The sequence below is a fragment of the Nocardia coffeae genome (genome assembly GCF_019890715.1).
Classification (GTDB): domain Bacteria; phylum Actinomycetota; class Actinomycetes; order Mycobacteriales; family Mycobacteriaceae; genus Nocardia; species Nocardia jiangxiensis.
On sequence record NZ_JAINZY010000003.1, the window covers coordinates 74670 to 99750 of the forward strand.

23 protein-coding genes are annotated in these 25081 nt (G+C 68.1%); 15 read left to right on the forward strand and 8 right to left on the reverse strand.

The genetic code is table 11. The annotated features are described in order from the left end of the window. Positions 1 to 28 precede the first annotated feature (28 nt). Positions 29 to 1309 (forward strand): phosphoribosylamine--glycine ligase, encoded by a 1281-nt coding sequence (purD, locus tag K7711_RS13985; RefSeq protein WP_222969558.1) that lies wholly within the window; start codon positions 29 to 31, stop codon positions 1307 to 1309. Positions 1310 to 1326: 17 nt separating this feature from the next. Here the strand turns inward: purD and K7711_RS13990 are convergent, their stop codons facing one another. Continuing rightward, on the reverse strand, positions 1327 to 2307 hold the full coding sequence (locus tag K7711_RS13990; RefSeq protein ID WP_222969560.1) for a M23 family metallopeptidase: 981 nt from the start codon (positions 2305 to 2307) through the stop codon (positions 1327 to 1329). Positions 2308 to 2382: 75 nt separating this feature from the next. Between K7711_RS13990 and K7711_RS13995 the strand changes: the two genes are divergently transcribed. The 5 genes from K7711_RS13995 (at position 2383) to K7711_RS14015 (ending at position 7498) form a co-directional block, all read left to right on the forward strand. Further along, positions 2383 to 3552 carry a pyridoxal phosphate-dependent aminotransferase gene (locus tag K7711_RS13995; protein ID WP_222969562.1) on the forward strand — a complete coding sequence of 390 codons (1170 nt, stop codon included), beginning with the start codon at positions 2383 to 2385 and terminating at the stop codon, positions 3550 to 3552. Positions 3553 to 3738: 186 nt separating this feature from the next. Further along, positions 3739 to 4455: a TetR/AcrR family transcriptional regulator gene (locus K7711_RS14000; protein ID WP_222969564.1), complete on the forward strand. Its 717-nt coding sequence runs from the start codon at positions 3739 to 3741 to the stop codon at positions 4453 to 4455. A 24-nt stretch (positions 4456 to 4479) separates the two neighbouring features. Then, complete coding sequence (gene purB / locus K7711_RS14005) at positions 4480 to 5901, forward strand: adenylosuccinate lyase (RefSeq protein ID WP_222969566.1); 1422 nt, start codon at positions 4480 to 4482, stop codon at positions 5899 to 5901. Positions 5902 to 5973: 72 nt separating this feature from the next. Continuing rightward, positions 5974 to 6408, forward strand: a complete 435-nt coding sequence (locus K7711_RS14010) for an HIT family protein (protein ID WP_222969568.1) — start codon at positions 5974 to 5976, stop codon at positions 6406 to 6408. A 133-nt stretch (positions 6409 to 6541) separates the two neighbouring features. Then, the gene (locus K7711_RS14015) at positions 6542 to 7498 is read left to right on the forward strand and encodes an alpha/beta hydrolase (protein ID WP_222969570.1); all 957 of its coding nucleotides are present in this window, start codon (positions 6542 to 6544) and stop codon (positions 7496 to 7498) included. A gap of 18 nt (positions 7499 to 7516) precedes the next feature. On the opposite strand, the gene K7711_RS14020 is transcribed toward K7711_RS14015, so the two are convergent. Then, positions 7517 to 7729: a DUF397 domain-containing protein gene (locus tag K7711_RS14020; protein ID WP_222969572.1), complete on the reverse strand. Its 213-nt coding sequence runs from the start codon at positions 7727 to 7729 to the stop codon at positions 7517 to 7519. Between the two features lie 603 nt (positions 7730 to 8332). Between K7711_RS14020 and K7711_RS14025 the strand changes: the two genes are divergently transcribed. Then, a complete protein-coding gene (locus K7711_RS14025) occupies positions 8333 to 8548 on the forward strand; it encodes a hypothetical protein (protein ID WP_222969574.1) in 216 nt (71 codons plus the stop codon). An 87-nt stretch (positions 8549 to 8635) separates the two neighbouring features. Beyond that, positions 8636 to 10822 carry a S9 family peptidase gene (locus tag K7711_RS14030; RefSeq protein ID WP_222969576.1) on the forward strand — a complete coding sequence of 729 codons (2187 nt, stop codon included), beginning with the start codon at positions 8636 to 8638 and terminating at the stop codon, positions 10820 to 10822. A gap of 108 nt (positions 10823 to 10930) precedes the next feature. Here K7711_RS14030 and K7711_RS14035 read toward each other — a convergent pair whose 3' ends face one another. Beyond that, complete coding sequence (locus K7711_RS14035; protein WP_222969578.1) at positions 10931 to 11221, reverse strand: hypothetical protein; 291 nt, start codon at positions 11219 to 11221, stop codon at positions 10931 to 10933. Between the two features lie 112 nt (positions 11222 to 11333). Continuing rightward, entirely contained in the window at positions 11334 to 11624 is a 291-nt protein-coding gene (locus K7711_RS14040) for a hypothetical protein (protein ID WP_222969579.1), read from the reverse strand. 221 nt (positions 11625 to 11845) lie between these two features. Here K7711_RS14040 and K7711_RS14045 point away from each other — a divergent pair, with 221 nt between their 5' ends. Then, a complete protein-coding gene (locus K7711_RS14045; protein ID WP_222969581.1) occupies positions 11846 to 12553 on the forward strand; it encodes a DUF2334 domain-containing protein in 708 nt (235 codons plus the stop codon). Positions 12554 to 12565: 12 nt separating this feature from the next. Here K7711_RS14045 and gad read toward each other — a convergent pair whose 3' ends face one another. Continuing rightward, positions 12566 to 13975 (reverse strand): glutamate decarboxylase, encoded by a 1410-nt coding sequence (gad, locus tag K7711_RS14050; RefSeq protein ID WP_222969583.1) that lies wholly within the window; start codon positions 13973 to 13975, stop codon positions 12566 to 12568. A 571-nt stretch (positions 13976 to 14546) separates the two neighbouring features. Between gad and K7711_RS14055 the strand changes: the two genes are divergently transcribed. Next, positions 14547 to 15917 (forward strand): dipeptidase, encoded by a 1371-nt coding sequence (locus K7711_RS14055; RefSeq protein ID WP_222969585.1) that lies wholly within the window; start codon positions 14547 to 14549, stop codon positions 15915 to 15917. A gap of 58 nt (positions 15918 to 15975) precedes the next feature. Here K7711_RS14055 and K7711_RS14060 read toward each other — a convergent pair whose 3' ends face one another. Then, entirely contained in the window at positions 15976 to 16620 is a 645-nt protein-coding gene (locus K7711_RS14060) for an MBL fold metallo-hydrolase (RefSeq protein ID WP_222969587.1), read from the reverse strand. Between the two features lie 402 nt (positions 16621 to 17022). Here K7711_RS14060 and purS point away from each other — a divergent pair, with 402 nt between their 5' ends. Together purS and purQ are read left to right on the forward strand one after the other, a co-directional pair. Then, positions 17023 to 17256 carry a phosphoribosylformylglycinamidine synthase subunit PurS gene (purS, locus tag K7711_RS14065; protein ID WP_222969589.1) on the forward strand — a complete coding sequence of 78 codons (234 nt, stop codon included), beginning with the start codon at positions 17023 to 17025 and terminating at the stop codon, positions 17254 to 17256. Further along, complete coding sequence (gene purQ, locus K7711_RS14070; protein WP_222969591.1) at positions 17256 to 17936, forward strand: phosphoribosylformylglycinamidine synthase subunit PurQ; 681 nt, start codon at positions 17256 to 17258, stop codon at positions 17934 to 17936. Before purS ends, purQ begins: the two co-directional genes overlap by 1 nt. Before the next feature lie 20 nt (positions 17937 to 17956). Here the strand turns inward: purQ and K7711_RS14075 are convergent, their stop codons facing one another. Continuing rightward, positions 17957 to 19027, reverse strand: a complete 1071-nt coding sequence (locus K7711_RS14075; RefSeq protein WP_222969593.1) for a substrate-binding domain-containing protein — start codon at positions 19025 to 19027, stop codon at positions 17957 to 17959. Between the two features lie 53 nt (positions 19028 to 19080). On the opposite strand from K7711_RS14075, the gene K7711_RS14080 reads away from it, so the two are divergent. Together K7711_RS14080 and K7711_RS14085 are read left to right on the forward strand one after the other, a co-directional pair. After that, positions 19081 to 19521: a MarR family winged helix-turn-helix transcriptional regulator gene (locus K7711_RS14080; RefSeq protein ID WP_222969595.1), complete on the forward strand. Its 441-nt coding sequence runs from the start codon at positions 19081 to 19083 to the stop codon at positions 19519 to 19521. A 475-nt stretch (positions 19522 to 19996) separates the two neighbouring features. Continuing rightward, positions 19997 to 21283, forward strand: coding sequence for a M18 family aminopeptidase (locus K7711_RS14085; RefSeq protein WP_222969597.1), 1287 nt, complete (start codon positions 19997 to 19999; stop codon positions 21281 to 21283). On the opposite strand, the gene K7711_RS14090 is transcribed toward K7711_RS14085, so the two are convergent. After that, positions 21229 to 22575 carry a glycosyltransferase family 87 protein gene (locus K7711_RS14090; protein ID WP_308014718.1) on the reverse strand — a complete coding sequence of 449 codons (1347 nt, stop codon included), beginning with the start codon at positions 22573 to 22575 and terminating at the stop codon, positions 21229 to 21231. The two genes, K7711_RS14085 and K7711_RS14090, sit on opposite strands and share 55 nt — an antisense overlap. Before the next feature lie 152 nt (positions 22576 to 22727). Here K7711_RS14090 and purL point away from each other — a divergent pair, with 152 nt between their 5' ends. Beyond that, positions 22728 to 25022, forward strand: a complete 2295-nt coding sequence (purL, locus tag K7711_RS14095; RefSeq protein ID WP_222970324.1) for a phosphoribosylformylglycinamidine synthase subunit PurL — start codon at positions 22728 to 22730, stop codon at positions 25020 to 25022. The last annotated feature ends 59 nt before the right edge of the window (positions 25023 to 25081 follow it).

Sequence of the window (25081 nt, forward strand, 5' to 3'; positions counted from 1 at the left end):
TGTGCCTTGGTCACCTAAGCTGTGCTGCGTGCGCGTACTCGTCATCGGTTCCGGAGCTCGTGAACACGCCTTGGTAGTGGCCCTGCGGCGGGATCCGGGGGTGAGCGCGGTGTGCGCCGCGCCCGGCAACCCCGGAATCGCGCAGCAGGCCGATGTGCGACCGGTCGATCCGTGCAGTGCGGAGGCCGTGGTCGCGCTGGCTACCGACTACGACGCCGATCTGGTGGTGATCGGTCCCGAGGTGCCGCTGGTGCTGGGCATCGCCGACGCGGTGCGCGCGGCCGGGATCGCGTGCTTCGGGCCGTCCGCCTCGGCCGCGCGGATCGAGGGGTCCAAGGCGTTCGCCAAGGATGTGATGGCCGCGGCCGGTGTGCGCACCGCGCACAGCGAAATCGTGGACCATCCCGGTGAGCTCGACGCCGCGCTGGATCGTTTCGGCCCGACCTGGGTGGTCAAGGACGACGGTCTGGCCGCAGGTAAAGGCGTGGTGGTCACCCCCGACCGGTCCGCGGCCCGCGATCACGCCGCCGAACTGCTCGAGCAGGGGCATCCGGTGCTGCTGGAATCCTTCCTGGACGGTCCCGAGGTTTCGCTGTTCTGCCTGGTGGACGGGGAGACGGTGATGCCGTTGCTGCCCGCGCAGGACCACAAGCGGGTCGGCGACGGCGATATCGGTCCCAACACCGGCGGTATGGGTGCGTACACGCCGCTGCCGTGGCTGCCCGACGACGCGGTCACCGAGATCGTCGAGACCGTGGTGAAACCCGTTGCGGCGGAGCTGGTCCGGCGCGACGTGCCGTTCTCGGGGCTGCTCTACGCCGGGCTCGCGATGGGGCAGGCCGGACCCGCGGTGGTCGAATTCAATTGCCGCTTCGGCGATCCCGAGACCCAGGCGGTGCTCGCCCTGCTGGACAGCCCGCTCGGTGAACTGCTGAACGCCACCGCGACCGGGACTCTCGACCGGGCCGAAGCCCCGCGCTGGCAGGACGGCGCGGCGATCACGGTGGTGCTGGCCGCGGAGAACTACCCGGCTCGCCCGCGCACCGGCGATGTGATCACCGGGGTCGGCCCCGAGTCCGCCGAGCCGAATACCGAAGTGCTGCATGCCGGTACGTCACTGCGCGAGGACGGCGCCCTGATCTCCTCCGGCGGTCGCGTCCTGAACGTCGTGGCCACCGGAGCCGACCTCACCGAGGCACGCAGCCACGCCTACGCCCGCATCGCCGGAATCAAACTCGCCGGCAGCCACTTCCGCACCGATATCGCTCTGGGAGCGGTCGAGAGCCGCATCGCCATACCGTCGTCCTAGTCGGTCCGCCGGTCGGCCTACCCCACCTTGATGCCGTGTAGCGCGAGCCAGGGTTGCGGGTCGACGTGCTGTCCGTTGATCAGGATCTCGAAGTGCAGGTGCGGGCCGGTCGAGTCGCCGCGGTTGCCGATGCGGGCGATCTGCTGACCGGCGCGGACGCGTTCGCCGACCGAGACCGAGAAGTCGTACATGTGGCCGTAGACGGAGATGGTGCCGTCGTCGTGCCGGATGCGCACCCACAGGCCGAAGCCCTGGGCGGGTCCGGCGTTGATGACGGTGCCGTCGGCGACCGCGTAGATGGGTGAGCCGATCGGCGCGGCAATGTCGATGCCGTAATGGAAAGTGCCCCAGCGTGATCCGTATCCGGAGGAGAACACGCCGCGGGCGGGCAACGCGTATCCGCCGATACTGCCCTCGATTCCGCCGGGCAGGGCGGTGCTCGGACCGCTGAGCAGCGGTGAGGGCTGTCCGGCCGCCGCGGCGGCGGCCTCGGCCCTGGCCCGGTCCAGGGTGGCGCGGGCGGCCGCGGCCACGACGTCCTGTTCGCGCAGGCGTTCGCCGTTGTCGATGGCGGCCAGATCGCGGGCGCTGGTCGCCGGTTCGGCCTGTACCTGTAGCGGATAGGGAACCGGAATACGTTGTGCCACACCGGGATCGGGCGTGGAGTCCACCGTGCGCGGTGCGATGGCGTCCGCCGTGGACAGCAGCCCGACCAGCACGATTCCCCCGACCAGCACCCGATGCGCGAGTACGAAGCCGCGCCCGCGGAACCACGCCCCGCGCAGCTCACCCGGCCAGTCCCGGCGCAGGAATCCCCGCCAGTCGAGGTTCGCGATCGTCCGGACGATCCGCCGGACCGCATCCCGGGCGCGCCCCGATCCGCGGCGAATCCGCTGGATGCGCGAGGGACGTTCCCGGTGCAGCTCGGTACGCCAGTCGGGGCGAATCACCGTCCGACTGCCCCCGGAAATCGTCGCGTGGCGTGCCTCATCAGGCATTGGCCGACGATAACAGGGCGGTGCTCGCGGGCAGTACTCGTCCGCGACCGCGGTGGCGTGTTCTACGGTCGTCGGGTGCGCAGTGAATCCCGTCGGTCCACCGTTCCCGCCTTCTACGTCATGGATGTGTGGAAGGCGGCCGCCGAACGCGCCCGCACCCACGGCGACGTTCTGGTGCTGGCCGCGGGACAGCCGTCCACTCCGGCGCCCGCGCCGGTCCTGCGAGCGACCAGGGATGCCCTGGATGCCGAACTGCTCGGCTACACCGAGACTTTCGGCACCCCCGAGCTGCGCGCGGCCATCGCCGCGTATCACCGCGACGGCTACGGCATCGAGGTCGACGCCGAGGATGTGGTGGTCACCACCGGATCCTCCGGCGCGTTCACGCTGATCTTCCTGGCCGCCTTCGATGTCGGCGATACCGTCGTGGTGGCCCGGCCGGGCTATCCGGCGTACCGGAACACGTTGTCGGCCTTGGGATGCCGGGTGGTCGAACTGGACTGTGGTGCGCAGACCCGATTCCAGCCGACGGTCCAGATGCTCGAGGCGCTGCCCGAACCGCCCGCCGGGCTGATCGTGGCGAGTCCGGCCAATCCGACCGGAACGATGATCGCCCCGGCCGAGCTGGCGGCGCTGGCGCGCTGGTGTGATGCGCACGGGACATTGCTGATCTCCGACGAGATCTACCACGGGATCGTCTACGAGGGCGCCTCGGATTCGACCGCGACATCCTCGGCCTGGGAGACCTCCCGCGAATCGGTGGTCATCGGCTCGGTCTCGAAGTATTTCTCGATGACGGGCTGGCGGCTGGGCTGGATGCTGGTCCCGCAGGGCCTGCGACCTGCTCTGCAGCGGTTGGCCTCGAATATGACGGTGTGCCCGCCCGCGGTGTCCCAGTACGCCGCGGTGCACGCCTTCGACGCCGAGTCACGCCGTGAGCTGGACGGCCACGTGCGCCGGTACGCGCGCAACCGCGCACTGCTGCTGGAGGGCCTGCCCCGGTTGGGCATCACGGATCTGGCCCCGGCCGACGGCGCGTTCTACGCCTACGCCGATATCACGCACCTCACCGACGACGCGACGCGCTGGTGCGCGGATCTGCTCGCCGGCACCGGTGTCGCCCTCGCGCCGGGCACCGACTTCGATACCCGCAACGGCAGTCATACGATTCGGCTGTCCTTCGCGGGGGCGACGGCGGATATCGAGGAAGCGCTGGTCCGGATGGGCCGCTTCCTGGGCGTTTGACCAGGCTTGGCGAAGCGGATTGTGCCGCAAAGACTTTCCCCAGACACCCACCGCGACGCCCGCGAACGGTGTAGAAAAGCCATGGTTGTATTTTCAACACCTGCACGTTTGCCCACTCGAACTGGATTCTCACAGATCGCACCGATTTGGCACGGATGAACCGATGATGACTGGCACGATGACACGGTGATCACCGCGACGACCCCGAAAGGTGAAAGGCGTCGCCAAGCGTTGGTCGCGGCTGCCGCCGAGTTGCTACTCGAGGGAGGATTCGACGCAGTGCGCCACCGCTCGGTGGCCACGCGCGCGGACCTTCCTCTGGCCTCGACGACCTACTACTTCGAGTCGCTCGAGGATCTGATCGCCCGAGCGGTCGAGTTCAGCGGCAACGCCGAACTCGAGACCATGCGCCGCCGCGTGGGCGATGTCCCGCACCGCCGACGCGGTACCGACGCGACCGTCGACCTGGTCCTGGATCTGCTGGTCGGCGCGGAAGGCCCCGACGAGTCCGCCCGGGGCCGGTTGATCGCGCGCTACGAGCGTTCGGTGGCCTCGGCCCGGCATCCGGAACTGCGCGAGGTGCAGCTACGACTACGCGCGCAGCTCGAGGAGCTGCTCGCCGAGGCGCTGCGCCGATCCGATCGGGTGGTGCGCGCCGAACAGCTGCGACGGATGGTGGCCATGGTGGACGGCGCCGTCGTCGCGGCGCTGACCGAACTGGATCCGCAGCCGCGGCGCACCGCCCGCGGCGCCCTGCTCGAGCTGATCGATGTGATCGCCCCGCCCGCGCCGCAGCACACGATTCCGCCGCATCCGATGGCCACGCACACGATCCCGCCGCATCCGGTTCCGCAGCATCGGACCGAGCCTCAGCAACTGGACAGGCACCGATCGCTGGACTGACGGGGAACCGTAGACTGAATGTTCGTGACCCTCGTGCCTAACGTCCTCGCCACTCGCTATGCCAGTCCCGAATTGGTGCGGCTGTGGTCGCCCGAGCACAAGATCGTGCTGGAGCGTCGCCTGTGGCTGGAGGTGCTGCGGGCGCAGTCCGAACTGGGGATCGAGCTTCCCGACGGGGTGCTCACCGATTACGAGCGGGTGCTCGAGCAGGTCGACCTCGCCTCGATCGCCGAACGTGAGCGGGTCACCCGGCACGATGTGAAGGCGCGGATCGAGGAGTTCAACGCCCTGGCCGGGCACGAACACATCCACAAGGGCATGACCAGCCGCGATCTCACCGAGAACGTCGAGCAGTTGCAGATCCGCCTGTCCCTGGAGCACGTGTACGCGCACGGCGTCGCCGTGGCCGCCCGGCTGGCCGAGCGCGCCGCGGAGTACCAGGCCCTGGTGATGGCCGGTCGTTCGCACAACGTGGCCGCGCAGGCCACCACGCTGGGCAAGCGATTCGCTTCCGCCGCAGACGAAGTGCTGATCGCGCTGACCCGGGTGCGCGAGCTGCTCGACCGATATCCGTTGCGCGGCATCAAGGGACCGATGGGCACCGCGCAGGACATGCTCGACCTGCTCGGCGGCGATGCGGGCAAACTGTCGCAGCTGGAGCAGAAGGTGGCGCGGCACCTGGGTTTCGCCACGGTGCTCACCAGCGTCGGGCAGGTGTATCCGCGTTCGCTCGATCACGACGTGCTCTCCGCGCTGGTCCAGATCGGCGCGGGCCCTTCGTCTTTCGCGCACACGGTGCGGCTGATGGCCGGGAACGAACTGGTCACCGAGGGTTTCGCGCCCGGTCAGGTGGGGTCCTCGGCGATGCCGCACAAGATGAACACCCGATCCTGTGAGCGGGTCAACGGCCTGCAGGTGGTGCTGCGCGGCTACGCGTCGATGGCCGCGGAACTGGCCGGGGCGCAATGGAACGAGGGCGATGTGTTCTGCTCGGTGGTGCGCCGCGTCGCGCTGCCGGACGCGTTCTTCGCCGTCGACGGGATGATCGAGACGTTCCTGACGGTGCTCACCGAATTCGGCGCGTACCCCGCGGTGATCGAGCGCGAGTTGAACCGCTACCTGCCCTTCCTGGCCACCACTCGCATCCTGATGGCCGCCGTGCGTGCCGGGGTCGGTCGCGAGAGTGCGCACGAGGTCATCAAGGAACATGCCGTGGCGGTCGCGCTGGCCATGCGTGAACAGGGTCGCGAACCCGATCTGCTGGACCGCTTGGCCGCCGACGACCGGATGCCCCTGGACCGCGCCGCGCTCGATGCCGCCCTGACCGATCGCTCGGCCTTCGTCGGCGCGGCACAGGCCCAGGTCGCCGACGTCGTCGCGCAGGTCGAGAAGCTGGTGGAGGCGAACCCGGAGGCCGCTCGGTACACCCCCGCGCCGATTCTGTAGTTCGCTCGCGCAGCGCGACCGGGCCCGGCGCCGGCAGTGCGGCCGCTGCCTCGGATGCCCTATAAACGCAGTATGGATCCTTATACGATCTTCGCCGACATCGTGGCCGGGCGCGCTCCGGCATCGATCGTCTACGAGGACCCGGATGTGCTGGCGTTCATGGATATTCGCCCGATGACACCCGGGCATCTGCTGGTGGTGCCGAAGGTGCCCGCGCGGTCCCTGGCCGAGCTGGATCCCGAGATCGGCGGCAAGCTGTTCCAGGTGGGGCAGCAGTTGGCGGCGGCGCTGCGGGCCAGCGAGGTGAACTGCGACGGGGTGAATTTCTTTCTCGCCGACGGGGTCACCGCCGGGCAGGAGGTGTTCCACGTGCATCTGCACGTCATGCCGCGCACCCCCGGCGACGGATTCGGCTTGCGGGGGCGGCCGCGGACGCCGCCGCGGGAGGATCTGGACTATCTGGCCGCCTCCATCCGCGGCGCGCTGCGGCGTTCGGCGTCCGAGTAGGTCGCTCGATGGGCATGTCGCGCGCTCGAGTCGGCGATTTGCTCGTAAGGAGCCAGTCGGGCAAATCATCCCCGGACCTGTTCGGCCGGGTTATGTTGATTGTTCCGGTTCACGGGCTGATGGAGGTGGGGATATGCGGCACGGGTCGATTGCTGTTGTAGTGCTGGCGATGGTTCTGGGGGTTTCCGCGACGCTGATCGGACAGCCGCGAGCCACCGCCGCCCGGGTCGTCGGCAGCACCGAACTGGGGCCGACCAGGTCCGCGCTGTTCATCGATTCGCCCGCGATGGGCCAGATCATGCAGGTGCAGGTGCTGCATCCGGTCGGATCGCACTCCCGGCCCTCCTACTATCTGCTCGACGGCCTGGATCCGGGCCCGGACCAGAGCAGCTGGACCAACGCCACCGACGCCGAGCCGTTCTTCGCGAACAAGGACGTCAACGTGGTGCTGCCGATGGGCGGGGAGGCCAGCTATTACACGAACTGGCAGCGCGACGATCCGAATCTGGGCCACTACCAGTGGGAGACGTTCCTGACCCGGGAGCTGCCGCCGATCATCGACCGCGAGTTCGCGGGTAACGGCGTCAACGGGATCGGCGGACTGTCCATGGGCGGGATCGCGGCTTTCGTACTGGCCGTGCGCAATCCGCAGTTGTATCGCGCGGTCGTCGGCTACAGCGCGTGCCCGGACATGGGGCTGGCGCAGGGGCCGATCATGTTCTCCATCGCCAATCGCGGTGGTGATCCCGGCAATATGTGGGGCGCGCCCGGCGGTCCGGACTGGGGTGCGCACGATCCGGCGCTGCTCGCGAATCGCCTGCGCGGCAAGACCATCTACCTGTCCACCGGTTCGGGTGTGCCCGGACCGCACGAGGGCGAGCTGAAACCGCAACTGGCGGAGAACTTCCTGACCGGCGTCCCGATCGAGGCCGCCGTCGACACCTGCGTCACCGCGTTCGCGCAGCGCTTGCGCGCGTTGCACATTCCGGCCGATATCGTCCAGAATCCGGTGGGCACGCATTCGTGGTCCTACTGGAGGGACGATCTGCACGCCTCCTGGCCCACGGTCGCGCGAGCGCTGGGCGCGTGAGGTGACGGCGACGGGTGATCAGGCTCCGGGCCGGTTGAATTCCCCGTCCTTGGCGCCGGCGACGAAGGCCTTCCACTCGCCCGGGGTGAAGATCAGCACCGGGCCGTCGGGGTTCTTCGCATCACGCAGGCCGATATTGCCGGTGGCCAGGAAGGCCACCTCCACGCCCCCGGTCTCGCTGCTGCGGTGCCAGACGGCGTCCGGTTCGATCTCACGGTTCTTCGCTTCCACGGATGCTCCTGTGCTGGTTCGTGACCCAATATGAACCACATGAGAATAGTGATGTTCAACACCTGAGACAAAAGGGTAATTCCAAGCGGAATATCGCCCTGACCCGATGATATGAACTACACCGCATTGGCGTTATTCCGAAGTGGACACGAACCTTCCGAAATGGTGGTTCGGCGCTGCGGTCAGCGGATGCGGCCGCGGTCTGGTGCGGGTGGGGTCTGTGTGGCGCAGCGAGGTCCGGTCCGTCGGTGAACCGATCGCCGTGTCGAGCGATTGGGCAGGTCGCGAGGGGTAGGGTCGCGCGCGCGGGTGCGGCCGAGGGCGATGGTCGATTGTCCAGGATGTTGGGAGGGGTGTCCGATCTGTTCGGTTCCGGGCAAACCGGACTCCTCGCGCGGGCTTCCGGTCGAATGGGATCCATCACATACGGCGGCATTCGGCGGACAGCGGGCATTTCTTCTGTGTTATCCGGCTCGTTTGGTTTATCCGGCAAGCTGAGCGGAAACCCAGAACTTTGTGACGGGAATACAGCGTCCACCGGCCCGCGGAGGACCGGCGCCCGCGCCGCGTCACGGCATGGCACGACAAAGGATGGAGCACCGCATGGCACCCGTCTTCGACAGCTGCGCGGTAGTGCCCCGGCACCTTACCGTCGAGCAGGCTCACAACATCTTGCGTATCCACAACACCTGCCCCCCCGACCAGTGTCTGCGTCGCAAGGCCGCACTGTTCTTCCTGATGGAATCCCGCCGCGCCGATCGCGGCACCGTCGGTCGGCGGCTGCCGGGGTCCCCGCCGCGCACCCGAGGGCTGTCCTAACCTCGACGCACCTCTCGCAGGTGCGGCGACGGTTGGCCGCACCGGGTCCGACCAGCCCTGTCGGACCCGCCCACTACGGTGGGGTGCATGGCTCTCGACACTGGTACCGGCCCGATCCGCAACGCCGCCGACGCGTCCGTGGTGACGCCGCCGATCGCGAAGCGGGTCCCGGCGCAGCGCGTGCACCACGGCGACGTCGTCGTGGACGAGTACGAGTGGCTGCGCCGGAAGGAGGATCCGGAGGTCATCGCCTACCTGGAGGCGGAGAACGCCTACACCGAGGCGTGTACGGCGCAGCTACAGCCGTTGCGGGAGAAGATCTTCGACGAGATCAAGTCCCGCATCCAGGAGACCGATCTGTCGGTACCGGTCCGGATGGGCGATTTCTGGTACTACTCGCGCAGTTTCGAGGGCAAGCAGTACGGCGCGCACTGCCGGTGCCCGATCGGCTCCGCGGAAGACTGGACCCCGCCCACGCTCGACGCCACCACCGCGATCCCCGGCGAGCAGGTGCTGCTGGACAGCAATCTGCTGGCCGAGGGGCACGAGTACTTCGCCGTCGGCGCGTACTCGATCAGTAACGACGGCGCTCTGCTGGCCTATTCGGTGGACACCTCCGGCGACGAGCGCTACCTGCTGCGGTTCAAGGATCTGCGCACCGGCGCCGATCTCGCCGACGAGATCGAGGGCACCGTCCCGGATGCGACCTGGTCGCTGGACGGCACGCACGTGTTCTATCAGACCTACGACGAGGCCTGGCGTTCGGACACCGTCTGGCGGCACCGGCTGGGCACGCCGAACGAGCAGGACGTCCAGGTGTTCCACGAGCCGGACGAGCGCTTCTCGGTGGGTATGGACACCACCCGTTCGGAGAAGTACCTGATGATCGGGGTGCACTCGAAGATCACCACCGAGATCCGGATCCTGGAATCCGATGATCCCGAGGGTGAGTTCCGGGTGCTGTTGCCGCGCCGGGAGGGTGTGGAGTACACCGCCGAGCACGCGGTCATCGGTGGTCGGGACCGATTCCTGATCCTGCACAACGGCGAGGTGCCCGCGCCCGGCGGCGGCACGATCAAGGCCGAGAACTTCGTGCTCGCCGAGGCGCCGGTGGACGATCCGGCCGCCATGACCACCCTCATCGACCATCGCGAGGATGTGCGGCTCGAGGGTGTGGACTGTTTCACCGACCACCTGGCGCTGTCCTATCGCCGCGGGGCGCTGCCGCGAGTCGCGGTGTGGCCGTTGACCTCCGACGGTTACGGCGAGTTGCGCGAGCTGGATTTCGGGCTGGAGCTGTTCTCCGCGGGCGTACTGGTCAATCCGGAGTGGGCACAGCCGACGCTGCGGGTCGGCGTGACCTCGTACATCACACCGGTGCGGGTGTTCGATTTCGTCCCCGCCACCGGTGAGCTGCTGCTGCGCAAGGAGCAGGTGGTGCTGGGCGGCTACGATCCCGACGACTACGAGCAGCACCGCGATTGGGCCGTGGCCGAGGACGGCACCCGGATTCCGATCTCGCTGGTGCGCCGCAAGGATCTCCCGGCCGATGGGCCGAAACCGTTGCTGCTCTACGGATACGGCTCCTACGAGGCCAGTATGGATCCGGGGTTCTCGGTGTCGCGGCTGTCGCTGCTGGATCGTGGCATGGTGTTCGCGGTCGCCCATGTGCGCGGCGGCGGCGAGATGGGCCGGCTGTGGTACGAGCACGGCAAGACACTGCGCAAGAAGAACACCTTCACCGATTTCGTCTCCTGCGCACGGCATCTGATCGATACCGGCGTCACCGCGCCGGACCGTCTGGTCGCCGACGGCGGCAGTGCGGGCGGCCTGCTGGTCGGCGCGGTCGCCAATCTGGCGCCGGAACTGTTCGCCGGAATTCTGGCGGCCGTACCGTTCGTCGACCCGCTGACCTCGATCCTGGATCCGTCGCTGCCGTTGACCGTGACCGAATGGGACGAGTGGGGTAATCCGCTGGAGGATCCGGCGGTGTACGAGTACATGAAGTCGTACTCGCCGTACGAGAACGTCCGGGCGGCAGACTATCCCGCGATCCTGGCCACCACCGGTCTCAACGACACCCGCGTGCTGTACGTCGAACCGGCCAAGTGGATCGCCAGGCTGCGGGCCATCGCGACCGGCCACTCACGCCTGCTGCTGAAGACCGAGATGAGCGCGGGGCACGGCGGTGTCAGCGGGAAGTACGAGAAGTGGAAGGAAGTGGCGTTCGAATACGCCTGGGTACTGGACACTCTCGGCCTCGGCGACCGGTGAGTTAGCGGCACGGCGAACAGGCGGGCGTTTGCGCGCACCCGCCTGTTCGAGAGTCCGGTTTCGGCCGGGCTCAGTGGATTTCGGCTCGCTGGATTCGATTCGGTGGGTTCAGCGGATTCCGCAGGCGTGGATCAGTTGCAGCAGTTGCTGGTGCTGCTGTCCCTGGACGAGTTGATAGCCGGGAACCTTCGCGGCCATCATCTGGTCGTAGTTGTCGGCGATCTGATCCGGGGTGGCGTTCGGATGCTGTGCGCGCACCGTGTTCACGATTTGCTGGGTGCTGTCGCACATCTGGTCGGGAGACGGGTTCAGGTTCGGAAGCGGGGGCGCTGCCTGCGCGAACGCGGGGGCGAGCAGCAGGAAGGACGTTGTCAGGACGGTGAGTGCTGCGGCTTTCACAGGGGCGGAGCCTATTGAGGTGACGGAGCTGGTGTGGACCAGTTGCAATCAAACGATGTGTGCTCAGTCACGCCAACACGCCGGAGCGAAGCGGAGGCCAAAATTACAGCCGCTAGGCCAGGTGGCAGCTGCTGATCTGGTCGAGGATGAACTGGCGCTGGCGCTCGCGGCTGCTCGCCGGGAGATTCTTGAATGCGCCCTTCTTGTCGAGGAACGTCATGTAGTTGTCGGTGATCTGCTGCGGTGTCGCGTGCGGGTTCTGCTTGCGCTCCATGTCGACCACGGCCTTGGTCGCCTCGCACTGCTGCTGCGGAGTGAAGATGTGTGGCGGATCAGCTTGTGCCACAACGGGTACAGCGATGAACAACGGGACCGCCAGGGCGGTCAGGAAGGCTGCTTTCACCCGGTCGATCCTAGGTGAGGTGACCGTCGGCCGGACCGATGCTCGGACGGTATGTCCTGCGACCGGACGGTTCGCGGCCGGACCGGACGGCGCGCGCGGTCATCGGATGATGGTCCGATTCGGTAGCGCGAATTCGTCGTCGCGTCACCGGGACTGCACGGTTCGGACACCTGCCGCGCCCATCGTAGGACTATGAGCGGCATCGGCAGAGGGGTGCGGGTATGCGTGCACAATTGATCGTCTCGGTGTCGGGGATCCGTGACACCACCCGCGCGCAGGCGCAGGCCTTCGCCGCGGAGATGGATCGGCGCGAGGTTCCACTGTCGCTGCTGGTGGCTCCGCGCCTGAAGGGCAAGTACCGGCTCACCGAGGACGGCCGCACCCAGGAGTGGTTGCGGGAGCGTCGCGAGGGCGGTGATGCGGTCGTGCTGCACGGTTACGACCAGGCCGCCACCAAGCGTCGTCGGGCCGAATTCGCCACGCTGCCCCGGCACGAGGCGCGGTTGCGGTTGATGGCCGCCGATCGCGTCATGGAGCAGGTGGGCTTGCGCACCCGGCTGTTCGCCGCGCCGCGCTGGACCGCCTCCGAGGGTGCGATGGCCGCGCTGCCGGACGTCGGCTTCCGCGTCGCGCTGAGCCTCATGGCGATACACGATCTGGAACGCGATGTGGCACAACGCTCTTGGGTGCACGGCATGGGCGAGGGCTTCCGTGCCGAACCCTGGTGGTGCCACGCGCTGGTGATGAGCGCGGCCCGCACCGCACGCCGCGGCGGCGTGCTGCGCCTGGCGGTTTCGGCCGCCCAGCTCAGCCGTCCAGGACCACATCAGGCCGTCATCGATGCGGTCGATCTGGCGCTGTTCCACAACGCCCGGCCCGATGTCTACCGCTGGGAGCCGTACGCCACGGGGGCTACCCGCGCGGCGTGAGGCCCGGTGCTGTCACTGCGCGGCCAGGCGGCGCTGCACTTCCGCGGTGGGGATCTGCGCGGTTGCGCTGTGTGTGAAGCCGCCGGACTCCTCGCGGGTGAGAGAGGTGCTGGGCGGATGTTTGTCCAGTTGGTCCAAGGCACGGCCCATATCGGCCAGCAGCAGGTCGGCCATATCGTGACTGAAGCCGTGCCGTACCAGGACGCGCATGATCGTCTCGTCCTGGCGGTCGGCCGGGAGCGGGTAGGCGGCGACCAGCCAGCCGCGCGTGCGCAGCCGGTCGGACAGGTCGTAGAGATTGAAGGTCTGCTCGCCGGTCAGCCGCCACGACACCGCCGCGATGCCGCGCAGCGGATCGCCGTCCTGGATCAGTTCGAACGGTCCGAGTTTCCGCACGCCGTCGGCCAGGTGCTGGGCCACCGCGTAGGCCGCGGACTGCACCCGGGCGTAGCCGTCGCGGCCGAGCCGGATGAAGCCGTAGTACGAGGTGATGATCTGGCCGCCGGGACGGGAGAAGTTCAGGTTGAACGTGGCCATGTTGCCGCCGAGATAGTCGACGTTGAACACCAGTTCGTCCGGCAGGTCCGTGGCCTCGCGCCAGACCGCCCAGCCGACGCCCAGTGGCGCCAGCCCCGTCTTGTGTCCGGAGGCGTTGATCGACTTGACCCGCGGCAGGCGGAAGTCCCACACCAGATCCGGTGCGGTGAACGGCGCCATGAATCCGCCGCTGGCGGCGTCCACGTGGATCGGAATGTCCAGACCGGTGCGGGCCTGTAGTTCGTCCAGCGCCCGGCTGATGCCCGCGACGTCCTCGAACAGGCCGGTGAAGGTCTGGCCGAAGGTCGGCACCACCATGATCGTGTTCTCGTCGCAGTGCGCGGCGACATCGTCGGGATGCAGCGTCAGCCGTTCGCCGCGCAGCGGAACCTGGCGGATCTCCACGTCGAAGTAGCGGGCGAACTTCTCCCAGCAGACCTGGACCGGCCCGCACACGAAATTCGGGGTGCCGCGGCCGCCGCGCGCCCGCCAGCGGAATTTCGCGGCCAGGCCGCCGAGCATGGCCGCCTCGCTGGAACCGGTCGTGGAGGTGCCGCGGGTGCTCGTCGGGTCGGGGGAGTTCCACAGGTCCGCGAGCATGCGCGTGCACCGGGCCTCGAGTTCGGCGGTCTGCGGATACTCGTCCTTGTCGACGATGTTCTTGTCCAGCGACTCGCTCATCAGCCGCCGGACCTGATCCTCGACCCAGGTGGTGCAGAAGGTCGCCAGATTCATCCGGGAGACGCCGTCGAGCATCAGCTCGTCGTGCACGATCTGATAGGCGGCCTCTGCGTGGATCTCCGAGCTGGGGAATTCCGACTTCGGCGCACCGTATCGGAATGGGGATGTCGCGAACAGATCGTCGGAATCGGGTGATTCGGGCATCGTCATCTCCTGGTCATCGCACGTGTGACGAATTCGCGGATAGTCGTCAGCATCTCACAGTGCGGGTGCTGTCCGACGCAGGGGAGGAGCTCGTCCGAGTACGGAATCGACGGGTTGTCGGAGAGCCGGTCGGGATGCTGTGCCGGCCTGCTGCGGCCGTGGGGCAGGTGCGTTGTCGATGCTGCCGACATGGTGTCGAGTCCCGAAGCGCGCCAACGGCAAGCGGGCCTCGGGCTCGTCACGTGACGACGATGTGGTGGGCCGGTGTTGTGGTGCCCGGCCGGTGATTTCACGCATCGGCGGCCGTGGGGCGGGTGCGTCTCGTGACAGGGGTGGTGATCGACCTGCGTGCCGTCGGCGGACGAGTCCTCGCGTCGGGCCGGGTGGCTGTGCGGGCGGGTCGGGGTGACGTGCAAGAGTGGTGTGAACGGCGGAAAGGGTGCGTGCACGGCCGCCGGGACCGGTCTCGGCGCGTGCCTCCGGGCGCCGGTGGGAAGCGGATCGACCGGACCGGCGTTGCGTTCTGCCGACGAGCGTGTGTGACGGTAGCGAGACGACGAAATGAGTTGAAATGACCGATGATTCACGAACCGCCGCGTTGCGGGCGCAGGTGCGGGCGCTGATGGCGCGGGCGAAAGATGATCTGACGGAACTGGTTTCGTTTCGATCCGTGCACGATCCGCGACAGTTTCCGGCGCAGGAGTGCCGGCAGGCCGCGCAGTGGGTACTGGATGCCTTCGCCGAGGTCGGGCTGACCGATGCGGGGCTGCACGAGACCTCGGACGGGAGTCTGGCCGTCGTGGCCCGGTATCCCGCACCGGCCGGAGCTCCGACGGTATTGCTGTACTCCCACTACGACGTTCAGCCGCCGCTGGACGAGGATGCCTGGCGTACGCCGGTGTGGGAGCTCACCGAGCGGGACGGCCGCTGGTACGGGCGCGGCGCGGCGGACTGCAAGGGTAACGTCCTGGCACATTTGACCGCCTTGCGTGCGCTGCGGGAAACCTTGGGCGACAAGGGTTTCCCGGTCGGCATCACGCTGGTGTGCGAAGGTTCCGAAGAACAGGGCACCGGTGGACTCGAGGCGTTCGTGCCCGAGCACGCGGATCTGCTGCGCGCGGATGCCCTGGTGATCGGCGACTGCGGTAATGCGGCAGTAGGCGTGCCGACCTTCACCCAGACCCTGCGCGGCACCGTGAATGTGATCCTCGCCGTGGAAACCCTTGCCGGACCGATGCATTCGGGGATGTTCGGCGGCCCGGCGCCCGATGCGCTCGCGGCCCTGATCCATCTGCTCGCGACATTGCGGGACGAGCACGGCAATACGACCATCGCCGGTCTGCCCGCCGATCAGGTCTGGGACGGCGCGCAGTATCCGCCCGAGCGGTTCCGCGCCGACGCCGGCGTGCTCGACGGCGTCGATCTGCTCGGTGACGGCACCGTCGCCGACATGGCCTGGGCGCGACCCACGGCGACCGTGCTGGGCATCGATGCGCCGAATGTGGTCGGCGCGGTCGCGGCCGTGCAGGGTTCCGCGCGTGCCCTGATCAACCTGCGCGTTCCGCCCGGCATCGATCCCGAGACGGCGTTGAAAGCCCTTACGGCGCATCTGGAATCGAAGACGCCGTGGCATGCGCGGGTGACCGTGACGCCCGATGCGGCGGGTGCGCCGTTCCGGTCGGGCACCGGCGGTCCGGCGCGTCGCGCGATGGAGGCGGCGTTCGCGGCGGCGTACGGCCGGGAGTCGACCACACAGGGGCAGGGCGGTTCGATCCCGCTGTGCAACGTCTTCGCCGAGACCTATCCCGAAGCGGAGATCATGCTGATCGGCGTCGAGGAACCGAGCTGCCTCATCCACGCGCCCAACGAGAGCGTGGATCCGAGCGAGATCGAGCACATCGCCCTGACCGAGGCGTTGTTCCTGGCCTCCTACGGTTCCTGAGCTCCCGCGCGGCCCGGCGGCACACCCGCCGGGACGCGCCGGAATCTCTTGGCGCAGATCAGAATTCGGCGTCGGTCTCCGGTGTGACGACGGCGAATTCGGTATCGGCCGGGCCCATCTCCCGCAGGCGGCCGAAGTAGATGCCCTGTGCCGCGGGCTCGATGATCCCGTAGTGGATGGGCATCGCCGTGCGCGGGGAGACCGCGCGCAGATAGTCCACCGCCTCGCTCAGACGCATCCACGGAGCTGCCGCGGGCAACGCCAGCACACCCACCGGCGAGGGCGGAACCCACAGTGAATCGCCCGGATGGACGAACTGCGCCGGATCCTGCGCGGTGCCCAGCTGGAAAACGGTGTTGTCGATGACCGGGATGTCCGGATGGATCACCGCGTGCCGCCCGCCACCGCCGGTGATCTGCACCCCGCCGACGCTCAGCACGTTACCGGCGTGCACTGCCTCCCACGGCTCCTCGCGCAACTGCGCGGTCTGCGGATCGCTCAGCAACCGCGCCTGCGGATTGTTCTCCACCAGCGCCCCGATCCGCGCGGGATCGATGTGATCGGGATGCTGATGCGTGATCGCGATCGCATCGAGCCCGGTGAGGCCCTCGAAACCGTGCGAGAAATTGCCGGGATCGAACAGTATCTTCACTCCGTCGATCTCGACCAGGACGCAGGAATGACCGAAGTGAGCAATGCGCATGCTGTAATTTTGGCCTCCGCTCCGCTCCGGCGTGTTCGCGGCCCCCTGAGTCTCACCGGTCGGCCCCGTGTCGGGTACTCGTTCCTGGCACCCGCCACGCGTCCGACCGGCGAGACGGGCCGCGAACTGTGTTGGATTGCCTCCGCTTCGCTTCGGCTGTTCGCGGCCCCCTTGGTCTCACCGTTCGGCCCCGTGTCGGGTACTCGTTCCTCGCACCCGCCACGCGTCCGACCGGCGAGACGGGCCGCGAACAGGTGGGCGTTGTCCGGGGTATTGGAACCAGGTGTGAAGGGGTGCTGCGCCCAGGGTTCGTGACGCGGTCGAGTGCGCCCCGACGCGGCCGGTACGCGCTGCCCCGATTAGGCTGTGCGGGTAACCCCCCACCAGCGTGAGGAGCAGCGCGTGGCACGAGTCGTGGTCGAGGTGATGCCGAAGGCCGAGATCCTGGATCCGCAGGGTCAGGCCATCGTCGGCGCACTCGGGCGCCTGGATATTCCGGGTGTGTCGGATGTGCGGCAGGGCAAGCGATTCGAACTCGACATCGACGACAGTGTCAGCGATGCGGAGCTCGAGAAGATCGCCGAGTCCTTGCTCGCCAACACCGTCATCGAGGACTGGAAAGTGGTGCGCCTGTAATGTCCGTGCGCATCGGTGTCATCACCTTTCCCGGAACGCTGGACGATGTGGATGCCGCACGCGCGGTGCGGCTGGCCGGCGCCGAGGCGGTCAGCCTGTGGCATGCCGACGCCGACCTCAAGGGCATCGACGCGGTGATCGTGCCCGGTGGCTTCTCCTACGGCGACTACCTGCGTGCCGGGGCCATCGCCCGGTTCGCGCCGGTGATGGGCGAGGTCGTCGAGGCCGCGCGCAAGGGGATGCCGACCCTCGGCATCTGCAACGGTTTCCAGGTGCTGTGTGAGGCCGGACTGCTGCCCGGCGCGCTGACCCGCAACGAGGGCCTGCACTTCGTCTGCCGCGATCAGTGGTTGCGGGTGGACGCCGCCGACACCGCGTGGACGGCCCGGTACGAGCCCGGCGCGCAGATCCTGATCCCGGTCAAGAACGCCGAGGGCCGCTACCAGGCTTCCCAGTCCGTGTTGGACGAACTCGAGGGGGAGGGCCGCGTGGTGTTCCGCTACGCCGGCGGCAACCCGAACGGTTCCCAGCGCGATATCGCCGGAATCGCCTCGTCCGACGGCCGTATCGTCGGGCTGATGCCGCATCCCGAACACGCGACCGAACCGCTCACCGGACCCAGCGACGACGGTCTGGGGATGTTCCTGTCGGTGGTGGACACGCTCGTCGCGGCCGCCTGAGCCGAATCCGCCCGATCGGGTCAGTTGGCCAGATCGTCCAGGACGTGCAGTTGCACGCCCTCGGCGCGGGCGATCATCCCGTCCGCCCGCTCGGCCCGATCTCCCCGGAAAACCTTTCCGCCGGAAGGGGTTTCGAGCATCAGACCGTCGGCGAGGGCGGCGCGCATGCGCGGCACCTCGAGTGAGCCGAGGGTCCGCGCCATCGAGCCGATCAGATGGATCGCCTCGTAGCTGGTGTTGCTGAAGAAGGTCAGGGCAGGTGCGAACCGGCCGTGCATGCGGTGATAGCGCACCAGCCGATCCGGATCGCCGACCCGATCGGGAAAGAACGCCGAGGCGACGTAGAGATTCTCGTTGGCCGCCGCACCGGCCGCGAGCAGGACGGTCTCATCGATGGCCGGGCTCACCCGCACCTGGTACGCCGCCCGGCCGGTCTGCGCGAACTGCTGATTGAACCGCACCGCGTCCATGCCCACCAGCAGCAGGACGATACCGTCAACCCGATCCAACCGGGGATCGTCGAGAAATGTGGCGAAATCCTCGGTGCCCAGCGGCAGGAAGCGCTCCAGCGTCACCGCGCCCGGATACGCCGCACGCACCGCCCGCGCGGTGGTCCGCGGCCAGATGTAGTCGTTGCCGATGATCGCCCAGCGCCGGGTGCCGAACTGGCGGTACAGCCAGTCCATCGCGGGCAGGACGTTCCCGGCGGGGCTCTCGCCGACCATCAGGACGCCGGGCGGCTCGTCGGGGAGATCCTCGTGGATGGTCGCGAACAGATAGGGGACCCGGGCGTCGGCGGCGTGCGCGACCGCGCGGCGGACCGCGGAGATGTGCCATCCGGTGATGGCGTCGACCATGCCGGTGGCCAGCAGCGCCGAAACCTCCTGTGCGACTTCGGCCGGTTCGCGGCCGCCGTCCACGGTGGTGACCCGGACCTCGCGTCCGAGAATTCCGTCGCCGCCATTGATTTCGGCCACCGCGAGCGCGACGGCCGCTTCGCAGGAGGGTGCCACAATTCCACCGGAACCCTGCAGCGGGACGATGTTGAGGATCTCTATCACATCGTCTGCGCCCTCGTGGAACGGCGGCATTCGGTACCCTTCTCCTCGTCGGAGGAAAATAGGAAATGGGCGGAAGAAATTATATGTCGACCATTGTAAGCGGATTTTCCACGTTGCACGGTGCGCTACGTGCAGCGGAACGTGGTTGGCTCCGCCACCTCGATACCGCCTTGTCCGCGCGACGTCTCTCCGCGGACCATTGGGCAATGCTGTCCAATTTGTCCGATGAGAACGGTATCACCATGACCGAATTGGCCTGCCGCGCTCAACTTCCGCCGTCCTCGGCCACCCGTCATGCCGATGCTCTGGCCGAACGCGGACTGATTTTCCGCATCGCCGCCGAGGACGACCGCCGCCGCATTCTCATCGGCCTCAGCAAGCGCGGCGTAGAGATCGTCGAGTCGGTTCGCGCGGAGGAACTGCGTGCCGAGGAGCAGTTGCGCAAGCGCATCGGCGCCCGCAATCAGACCGAACTCCTGCGCCTGCTCGAGCTGGTCGCGGGAGTGCCCGTGCACGAACGTTGAGTCCGGCCGGACGGCCGGCGCTCGGCGACACCTGCCCCGCCTCACCCAGGCCCGTCCACGGCAGGTAGCGCCAACACCAGAGGCTGCGGCCCGGGTCGGTTCCGGCCTGGTGATTCACTCCGCCTCATCCAGGCCCGTCCACCTGGGGTAGCGCCAACTCCAGAGGCTGCGGCCCGGGTCGATTCTGGCCTGGTGATTCACTCCGCCTCATCCAGGCCCGTCCACCTGGGGTAGCGCCAACTCCAGAGGCTGCGGCCCGGGTCGATTCTGGCCTGGTGATTCACTCCAGCTCACCCAGGCCCGTCCACCCCAGGTAACGCCAACACCAAAGGCTGCGGCCCGGGTCGATTCTGGACTGACCGGAGCGGAGGAGCGAAGCGGGGGAGCGGAGGGAGGGAAGAATCGGCCCTCAGGGGGCCGCGGCCCCGCCGGAGCGAAGCGGAGGCCAAAGGCACAGCCGTTAAGATCGGGGCCTATGTCTGTCACTGCCACGCCCGCCGGATTGTGCGCGTTCGTCGACGCCTCGCCGTCTCCGTTCCACGTCGTGCACACCGTCGCGAACGAGTTGACCGCCAACGGATTCCGGGAACTGTCCGAATCGCAGCCGTGGGATCTGCCCGCCGCGGGGCGCTATTTCGTGGTGCGTGGCGGTTCGATCGTGGCGTGGGTGGAAACCGGTGCGTCGCAACCATTTCGAGTGGTCGGCGCGCATACCGACAGTCCGAATCTGCGGGTCAAACAGCATCCGGATCTGACCTCGGCCGGATGGCAGCTGGTCGGGCTGGAGCCCTACGGCGGCGCATGGCTCAATTCCTGGCTGGACCGGGATCTGGGCATCTCCGGGCGGATCACGGTCCGCGAGGGAAATGCGTTGTCCGAGAGGCTGATCCGTATCGACGAGCCGCTGCTCCGGGTGCCGCAGCTGGCCATCCACCTGTCCGAGGACCGGCGCGGGGTGAGCCTGGATCCGCAACGTCACGTGAACGCGGTGTGGGGTGTGGGCGGTGCGCCGCGGTCGTTCCTGGGATATCTGGCCGAGCATGCCGAGATCGATCCGGACGCGGTGCTGGGCTGGGAGTTGATGACCCACGACCTGACCCCGAGCGCGGCGGTCGGCCGCGATCTCGACCTGATCAGCGCACCCCGCCTGGACAATCAGGCCACCTGCTACGCCGGTTTGTGCGCATTCGCCGAGGCGGTGGCCGAGCCGGGCGCGGCGACGCCGGTGCTGGTGATGTTCGATCACGAGGAGGTCGGCAGTCAGTCCGATCGCGGCGCGCATTCGGATCTGCTGCCCTCGATCCTGGAGCGGATCGTGCTCGCGCGCGGCGGCGGGCGTTCGGAATACCTTGCGGCACTGTCGGGTTCGATCCTCGCCTCCGGAGATATGGCGCACGCGACGCATCCCAACTATCCCGAACGGCACGAACCCGCGCACCAGATCGAGGTCAACGGCGGCCCGGTGCTGAAGGTGAATCAGAATCTGCGCTACGCCACCGACGCGGTCGGCGCGGGGGCGTTCGCCCTGGCCTGCGCGCAGGCGGAGGTTCCGCTGCAGCGCTACGTGCATCGCGCGGATCTGCCGTGCGGGTCCACCATCGGCCCGATGTCCGCGGCCCGCACCGGGATGACCACCGTCGACGTCGGCGCACCCCAGCTGGCCATGCATTCGGCGCGCGAGCTGATGGGCGCGCGGGACGTATTCGCCTATTCGGCGGCGTTGGCGGCGTTCCTGACCCCGGCCGACGCCACCCCGCGATAGATCGGCCGGTAGGCGACGACCGCGACGACCAGCACCGCGAGCGTCACCAGCACATAACTCGACCCGACCAGCTGCTCCCACACCGCCCAGCGCCGTTCGTGGTCGCCGCCGTGCGGCAGCAGCCACTGCGGCCCGACCATGAACATCACCGCGATCGCGGCGGTGGCGATCAGGTAGCGGCGGCTGCGCCGGCTGCGATCGATGGCGTCGGCGGCGACCAGCGCGGCCGGGGCCACCCACACCCAGTGATGTGACCACGAGATCGGCGAGACCAGCAGCACCGCAGCCGCATTCACGGTCAGCGCGGCGACGTTCGCGGCGGCCGAGGCGGGTGCGGCCGCGTCGGGGGATTCGTGGCGGCGGGCGAACGCGGCGTCGTCGAAGAGTCGCTTCATCAGGATCGCGGCGAGCACGACCGCGATCAGCGAGGTGACGAGCCAGAGGATCGTCGCCGCCGACGAGTCCAGGCCCAGTCGGAACGCGAACCCCTTGAGCGACTGGTTACCCGCGAAGTACGGCGGCCCGATGCGGCCGGTGTCGAGCATCGTGTGGAACCAGTACTGGGCCGATTCGTGCGGGAACAGGATGAAACCCACCACGATCGCGCCCAGCGCCGAGAGCATCACGGTCAGCGCCGAACGCCAATCGCGGCGCACGAGGAAGTACAGCAGGAATCCGCCGGGAGTCAGCTTGATCGCCACCGCGATGCCGATCAGCATGCCGCGCGGCCAGAACGGCTTGCGCACCAACAGATCCAGCGATATCGCCGCCATCAGGAACAGATTGATCTGCCCGAAGTTGTAGGTCTGGCGGATCGGTTCGGACAGGCCCAGCACGGCCACCGCGCCGATCACCAGGGACAGGGTGATCGTCCGGTCCAGCCGCGGGCGCAGCCGGTGCAGCACCAGCCACACCGTCAGCGCCAGGCTCGCGATCGCCAGCACGAGCACCAGCCATTCGGCCGGGAACAGCGGAAGCAGCGCGAGCGGGGTGAACAGCAACGCGGCCAGCGGGGGATAGGTGAACGGCAGACCGAGTCCGCCCACCTTCGGCATCGGGCCGTACAGGTTGCCGCCGTCGAGCCAGATGCGCGCGCCGTTGCGATAGACCTGCAGATCGATGTATCCGCGCCACAGCCCGGCCGCCATGCAGACGATCGCCGATATCACGAACAAGGCGATCGCGATCGCCACCATGCGCCGTCGTCCGGTCACCTGATCAGGGCACGAGTGGTCCACCGAGTTATTCGGGGGCAATTCGTCCGGATCCGCGACCTGGGATCGCTCGTTCACGCGCCAAGGATATCCGGCGGGCCGAAGCGCGCAGCGCAACACGGTGCGCGGCGTCGTTTCGGCACGCATTAGACTCGCGGGGTATCTGCCTTTTCTCCTGCATTGGGGCTCATGGCACTCGCATGCCCGCCGAAAGGACCCTGGTACTCACCGTGACTGTCCACGTCGACACCGTCAGCGCCGCCGCGGCAACCCCGGAAACCCCGCAGCCGTACAAGGAGTTGGGTCTCAAGGACGACGAGTACACCCGGATCCGGGAGATCCTGGGCCGTCGTCCCACCGACGCCGAGCTCGCGATGTATTCGGTGATGTGGAGCGAGCACTGCTCGTACAAGTCCTCGAAGGTGCATCTGCGTTATTTCGGGCAGACCACCACCGACGAGATGCGCGCGTCGATGCTGGCCGGTATCGGCGAGAACGCGGGCGTGGTCGACATCGGCGACGGCTGGGCGGTCACCTTCAAGGTGGAGAGCCACAATCACCCCTCCTACGTGGAGCCGTATCAGGGTGCGGCGACCGGCGTCGGCGGCATCGTGCGCGACATCATGGCGATGGGTGCGCGGCCGATCGCGGTGATGGATCAGCTGCGATTCGGTGCCGCCGATCACCCCGACACCCGGCGCGTGGTGGACGGCGTGGTCCGCGGTGTGGGTGGGTACGGCAATTCGCTGGGTCTGCCCAATGTCGGCGGCGAGACCGTATTCGATGCGTCCTATCAGGGCAATCCGCTGGTGAACGCGCTGTGCGCGGGGGTGATGCGGGTGGAGGATCTGCATCTGGCCTTCGCCTCGGGCGCCGGTAACAAGATCATTCTGTTCGGTGCGCGGACCGGGCTGGACGGTATCGGCGGCGTCTCGGTGCTGGCCTCGGACACCTTCTCCGGCGACGAATCCGGTACGGGGCGCAAGAAGCTGCCGAGCGTGCAGGTCGGCGACCCGTTCACCGAGAAGGTGCTCATCGAGTGCTGTCTCGAGCTGTACGCGGCGGGTCTGGTGGTCGGCATCCAGGACCTCGGCGGTGCCGGATTGTCCTGTGCCACTTCCGAACTCGCGGCTGCCGGGGACGGCGGCATGCATATCGAACTGGACCAGGTGCCGCTGCGCGCGGCGAACATGACTCCCGCGGAGATCCTGTCGAGCGAATCGCAGGAGCGCATGTGCGCGGTCGTGACGCCCGAGAACGTGGACGCGTTCATGGCCGTCTGCCGCAAATGGGACACCCTGGCCACCGTGATCGGCGAGGTCACCGACGGTGACAACCTGGTCATCACCTGGCACGGCGAGACCGTGGTGGACGTTCCGCCGCGCACCGTCGCTCACGAGGGCCCGGTCTACGAGCGTCCGGTGCAGCGCCCGGGCTCGCAGGACGCACTCGTCGCCGACACCAGCACGAGCCTGACCCGCCCGAAGACCGGCGAGGAACTGCGCGCGACCCTGCTGAAGATGATCGCCAGCCCGCAGTTGAGCAGCCGCCGCTGGATCACCGAACAGTACGACCGCTACGTGCGCGGCAACACCGTGCTGGCCGAGCACGCCGACGCCGGCGTCATCCGCATCGACGAATCATCCGGCCGCGGTATCGCGCTGGCCACCGACGCGTCGGGCCGCTACACGAAACTCGATCCGTACACGGGCGCGCAGCTCGCGCTGGCCGAGGCGTTCCGCAACGTCGCGACCACCGGCGCCACCCCGAAGGCGGTCACGAACTGCCTGAACTTCGGTTCGCCGGAGGATCCGGGCGTGATGTGGCAGTTCCAGCAGGCCGTGCGCGGACTCGCGGATGGTTGTGCGGCACTGGGGATTCCGGTCACCGGCGGCAATGTGAGCTTCTACAACCAGACCGGGCAGACCGCGATCCTGCCGACGCCGGTGGTCGGCGTGCTGGGCGTCATCGATGACGTGCACCGCCGCATCCCGACCGGTCCGGGTCTCGAGCCCGGCGAGACGCTCATCCTGCTCGGCGACACCCGCGACGAATTCGACGGTTCGATCTGGGCCCAGGTCGAGCACGACCATCTCGGCGGCGTCCCGCCGCGGGTCGACCTGGCCCGCGAGCAGTTGCTCGCCGAGGTGCTCACCTCCGGCTCGCGTGACGGATTGATCAGTGCCGCACACGATCTCAGCGAGGGTGGCCTGGCGCAGACCGTCGTGGAGGCCGCGCTGGCGGGCGAAACCGGTTGCCGGATCGTGCTGCCCGAGGACGCCGACCCCTTCGTGATGCTGTTCTCCGAATCCGCCGGGCGCGTCCTGGTCGCGGTTCCGCGTTCGGAGGAGACTCGCTTCACCAAGATGTGCGACGCCCGCGGATTGCCCTGGGTGCGTATCGGTGTCGTGGATCAGGGCTCGGATTCGGTCGAGATCCAGGGCCAGTTCACCGTCCCCGTGGCCGAACTGCGCGAGGCCCACGAGGGCACCCTGCCCCGGCTGTTCGGTTCCTCCGACCACTGAGCCCATTTACCCTGTGTCCCAGGCGATATCACGGGATATCGCCTGTCGGGGTGTCGGTC